The sequence below is a fragment of the Dietzia sp. B19 genome, from assembly GCF_014145155.1.
GTDB lineage: Bacteria > Actinomycetota > Actinomycetes > Mycobacteriales > Mycobacteriaceae > Dietzia > Dietzia natronolimnaea.
Genome location: NZ_JAALED010000111.1, coordinates 1 through 3140, shown reverse-complemented (window position 1 = coordinate 3140; position 3140 = coordinate 1). Strand labels below are relative to the sequence as shown.

The window sequence follows — 3140 nt, the reverse complement described above, 5'->3', positions numbered from 1 at the left end:
CGGGCCCTCCTCGGTGTCGGTGACAGGGTGGTGCGGATGCACGGTCTGCTCGTGGCGGTGGAGACGGGTGCGTGGTCGGTCTGCCGGGAAGGCTACGTACCCGGCCACCGGGCTCGGGATCGTTTGGCCCGACCGAGATGACCGGTGTCCCAATCGAGACGTGTTCGAGACGGGACCCACGCGGTCTCCGCTCCCCGCCCGCCGAGGTGACGGGACACCCGTGTCCGGACCACCGGGGTGAGCCGCGGCCGGATCAACTCCGATGGTGGCCGACCGCTACTAGGGTGGGACGCATGGGCACTCATGGTCGTCTGTCCGGATCGCTGATCGTCGGGCCCCGGCGCCACGAGGAGGGTGTCCGTCGGCTCCTGGCCAGTTTCGAGGCGGTCCCCCGGGGTGAGCCCGTCCGGTTGGCCAAGAAGACGTCCAACCTCTTCAGGCCGCGCGCCTCGTCGTCGTCGCCCGGCCTCGACACCACCGGCCTGACGCGCGTCGTCTCCGTGGATCCGGACGCCCGCACCGCCGACGTCCAGGGCATGTGCACGTATGAGGACCTGGTGGACGCCACCCTGCCGTACGGGCTGATGCCGTTCGTGGTGCCGCAGCTCAAGACCATCACCCTCGGCGGCGCGGTGACCGGACTGGGCATCGAGTCCAGTTCCTTCCGGCTGGGACTGCCCCACGAGTCGGTGCTGGAGATGGACGTGCTCACCGGCACGGGCGAGATCGTCACCGCCCGCCCCGACGGCACGGACCGGGAGCGCGAGCTGTACCGCGGGTTCCCCAACTCCTACGGCTCGCTCGGGTACGCGGTGCGGCTGCGCATCGCGCTCGAACCGGTCGAGCGGTACGTCGGACTGCGCCACGTCCGGTTCGACTCCCTCGCCGCGCTGACCGACGGGCTGGCGCGGATCGGCGAGTCCGGGTCGTACGACGACGAGGAGGTCGATTTCCTGGACGGGGTCGTCTTCTCGGCGGGCGAGTCCTACCTGACGCTGGGCCGGCGGACCGACGAGCCCGGCCCCGTCTCGGACTACACGGGGGTGCGGGACAAGCAGGCGATCTACTACCGGTCGATCCAGCACGGCGGCCCCGCCGGCTCGGTGGCCCGCGACCGGCTGACCATCCGCGACTACCTGTGGCGCTGGGACACCGACTGGTTCTGGTGCTCGCGCGCGTTCGGGGTGCAGAACCCCGGCATCCGCCGGTGGTGGCCGCAACAGCTGCTGAGGTCGTCGGCGTACTGGAAGATCATCGGCCTGGACCACCGATACGACCTGGGCAACAGGATCGGCGCGCTCAAGGGCGAGGGCCCGCGGGAGCGCGTGGTGCAGGACGTCGAGGTGACCATCGACCGGACCGAGGAGTTCCTCGAGTGGTTCCTGCGGGAGGTGCCCATCGAGCCGCTGTGGATCTGCCCGCTGCGGCTGCGTGAGTCCACGCCCGCGCCGGGTGTGGGCGGCGGCCCCGGCTCCGACCGGCCGTGGCCGCTGTATCCGCTGGCGCCGGAGACCACGTACGTCAACATCGGGTTCTGGTCCTCCGCGCCGATCGAGCCCGGCATGGCCGAGGGGGCGTGGAACCGGCGCATCGAAGAGGAGGTCTCCCGGCTCGGCGGGCACAAGTCGCTCTACTCCGAGGTCTTCTACTCCCGCGAGGAGTTCGACCAGCTGTACGGCGGCGAGCACGCGGCACATCTCAAGACGCGATTCGATCCCCGGGGCCGCTTCGCGACCCTCTATGACAAGTCGGTGGGTGCACGGTGACAACGGACAGGATGACCATCGGCGAGATCGTCGCCGCGTTCGCGACGGGGGAGCCTCCCCTGCGGATCGAGGCCTACGACGGGTCGGCGTTCGGCCCGGAGAACAGCGAGCTGGTGCTACGCCTGACGAGCCGGAGGGCGCTGCAGTACTTCGTCACCGCGCCGGGCGACCTCGGACTGGCCCGCGCCTACCTCATGGGCGAGCTCGAGGTCGACGGGGTGCATCCCGGTGCGCCGCATGACGTGTTCGGCGCGCTCGAGGTCTTCCGCAAGACCATGACGCACACGCCGGACCTGCGGACGATGGCGCGCATCGCCCGCTCGATCGGGCGCGAGAACATCACGATGCTGCCGATTCCCGAGCAGGAGGTGCCCGCGGCGTGGCGTCGCGTCGCGCACGGCATGCGCAGGCACTCCAAGAAGCGGGACTCGGAGGTGGTCAGCTACCACTACGACGTGTCCAACCGCTTCTACGAGTGGATCCTCGGGCCCTCCATGACCTACACCTGCGCGTGCTACCCCGACGCCGGGGTCTCCCTGGAGGAGGCCCAGGACAACAAGTACCGGCTGGTGTTCGACAAGCTCGGACTGAAGGCCGGGGACCGTCTGCTCGACGTGGGCTGCGGGTGGGGCGGGATGGTGCGGTACGCGGCCGCCCGGGGGGTCCGGGCGATCGGCGTGACGCTCTCGCGCGAGCAGGTCGAATGGGGACAGGCCGCGATCCGGGACCAGGGGTTGGGGGACCTCGCCGAGGTCCGGCTGATGGACTACCGCGACGTTCCCGAGCGTGACTTCGACGCGGTCAGTTCCATCGGCATCACCGAGCACATCGGGCGCAGGAACTACCACGACTACTTCACCCGGCTGCACGGCTACCTGAGGCCGGGGGGTCGGTTGCTCAACCACTGCATCACCCGGCCGGACAACTCGCGCTCGGTCAAGGCGGGCGCCTTCATCGACCGGTACATCTTCCCCGACGGCGAACTGGCCGGTGCCGGGACGGTCCACCTCGAGGCGGAGAACGCCGGGTTCGAGGTGGTCCACGAGGAGAACCTCCGCCAGCACTACGCGTTCACGCTGCGCGACTGGTGCGCGAACCTGGTCGAGCACTGGGACGAGGCCGTCGACGAGGTGGGCGAACCCATGGCCAAGCTGTGGGGGCTCTACATGGGTGCCTGCCAGTACGGCTTCGAGCACAACAAGATCCAGCTCCATCAGATCCTGGCCGTCCGGCTCGGCGACACCATGACCTGGGACGTTCCACTGCGGCAGTGGTGGCGGCCGTGAGCCGCCGGGCCTGAGCGGCCGATCCCGCCCGGACACCGTCGGGGCCGGGTCGCGCCCCTCGGGCCAGGATGCGCGCTCGGGCCGGGTC

At 70.2% G+C, this 3140-nt stretch carries 2 protein-coding genes; both read left to right on the top strand.

The features are described 5' to 3' along the window. Positions 1–293 precede the first annotated feature (293 nt). Entirely contained in the window at positions 294–1766 is a 1473-nt protein-coding gene (locus G6020_RS04410; RefSeq protein WP_179523679.1) for an FAD-binding oxidoreductase, read from the top strand. An 11-nt stretch (positions 1767–1777) separates the two neighbouring features. Then, a complete protein-coding gene (locus tag G6020_RS04405; protein WP_182609796.1) occupies positions 1778–3052 on the top strand; it encodes a class I SAM-dependent methyltransferase in 1275 nt (424 codons plus the stop codon). The last annotated feature ends 88 nt before the right edge of the window (positions 3053–3140 follow it).